The organism is Leisingera sp. F5 (genome assembly GCF_001593695.1).
In genome coordinates, this window is sequence record NZ_LUKH01000772.1 from 1 (window position 1) to 1,692 (window position 1,692).

The 1,692-nt window shown below is 59.7% G+C and carries 1 protein-coding gene and 1 pseudogene; one reads left to right on the forward strand and one right to left on the reverse strand.

The genetic code is table 11. The features are described from left to right. Nucleotides 1-1,453 (forward strand): annotated as a pseudogene (locus A2I95_RS35790) (phosphate acyltransferase); the annotation flags it as partial. Here the strand turns inward: A2I95_RS35790 and A2I95_RS35795 are convergent. After that, nucleotides 1,385-1,618, reverse strand: coding sequence for a hypothetical protein (locus A2I95_RS35795; RefSeq protein WP_291737291.1), 234 nt, complete (start codon nucleotides 1,616-1,618; stop codon nucleotides 1,385-1,387). The pseudogene A2I95_RS35790 and the gene A2I95_RS35795 overlap by 69 nt on opposite strands. Nucleotides 1,619-1,692 lie beyond the last annotated feature (74 nt).

The following is a 1,692-nucleotide window of genomic DNA, read 5'->3' on the forward strand; positions in this document are numbered from 1 at the left end:
GTGCAAATCAGCCCATGCGATCAGCACGGATCTGCGCACTCTGGAAGAAGCCATGCGCGGTGCCGACGTCTTTCTGGGCGTATCGGTCAAGGGCGCGGTAACCCAGGAGATGGTCGCCGCGATGGCCGACAATCCGGTGATTTTTGCGATGGCAAACCCGGATCCGGAAATCACTCCCGAAGAAGCGCATGAGGTGCGTGTCGATGCAATCGTCGCCACCGGCCGGTCCGATTACCCGAACCAGGTCAACAACGTGCTGGGATTCCCCTACCTGTTCCGCGGCGCGCTGGACATCCACGCCCGCGCCATCAACGACGAGATGAAGATCGCCTGTGCCCATGCTCTGGCAGCACTCGCGCGTGAGGATGTGCCGGATGAAGTGGCGCTGGCCTATGGCAAGTCGCTGTCATTTGGCCGCGACTATATCATTCCGACGCCCTTTGATCCCCGGCTTATCCATCGGATCCCGCTGGCGGTGGCAAGGGCAGGCATGGACACCGGTGCCGCCCGCCGTCCGATCGTGGACATGGACGCCTATGAGGTGGGATTGAAATCCCGCATGGATCCGACCGCCTCTATCCTGCGCGGATTGAATGCCCGTGCCCGGTCCGCCCAGTCCCGGATGATCTTTGCCGAAGGTGATGACCCGCGTGCGCTGCGCGCTGCAGTGATGTACCAGCGTTCCGGCTTTGGGAAATCACTGGTTGTAGGCCGGCAGGAGGATGTGCGCACAAAACTGGAAAAAGCCGGCCTTGGCGATGCCGTGCGGGAGCTGGAAATTGTCAACGCTGCCAACACGCCGAATTTCGATTTGTACAAGGACTTCCTGTACAGCCGCTTGCAGCGTAAAGGCTTTGATCACAAAGATATTCACCGGCTGGTAGGACGTGACCGGCACGTGTTTGCCAGCCTGATGCTGGCGCATGGGCATGGCGATGGTCTGGTTACCGGTGCAACCCGGAAATCGGCCCATGTTCTGGAACGGATCAACCATGTGTTTGATGCCGATGCCGATCATGGTGCCGCTGGTGTGACTGCGCTGCTGCACAAGGGGCGGATCGTGCTGATCGGGGATACGTTGGTGCATGAATGGCCGGATGAGAACCACTTGGCAAACATCGCTGAACGTGCGGTGGGTGTTGCCCGCCACATGGGGCTTGAACCGCGGGTGGCCTTTGTCAGCTTCTCCACCTTCGGTTACCCAGTGTCGGAACGCGCGGAAAAGATGCATGTCGCGCCCACCGTTTTGGATAAACGCGGTGTTGATTTCGAATACGAAGGCGAGATGACCGTTGATGTGGCGCTCAACGAGCGGGCCCAGCGGTATTACCCGTTCCAGCGCTTGACCGGCCCGGCCAACATCCTGATTGTACCGGCCCGCCATTCAGCTTCGATTTCGGTCAAGCTTATGCAGGACAGATTTGCCCTCCATCACCGGTTTGGACCCCAATGCCCCCAGATTGCCCAGCCCCAGCACCGCGGTGCCGTTGGAGATAACCGCAACCAGATTGCCCTTATTGGTGTAATCATAAGCAGTTTCAGGGTTTTCCGCGATCGCCTCGCAAGGCACCGCAACGCCTGGAGAGTACGCCAGCGACAGATCCCTCTGCGTTGTCATCGGGACAGTGGCATTGATCTCCCATTTGCCCGGAGACGGCTCCAGGTGAAACGCCAGGGCTTCCTCGTCGGTGA

Bases quoted from the DNA above. Each gene is read 5' to 3' on its own strand.
- A2I95_RS35795 (WP_291737291.1), bottom strand. From the start codon at position 1,618: ATGACAACGCAGAGGGATCTGTCGCTGGCGTACTCTCCAGGCGTTGCG.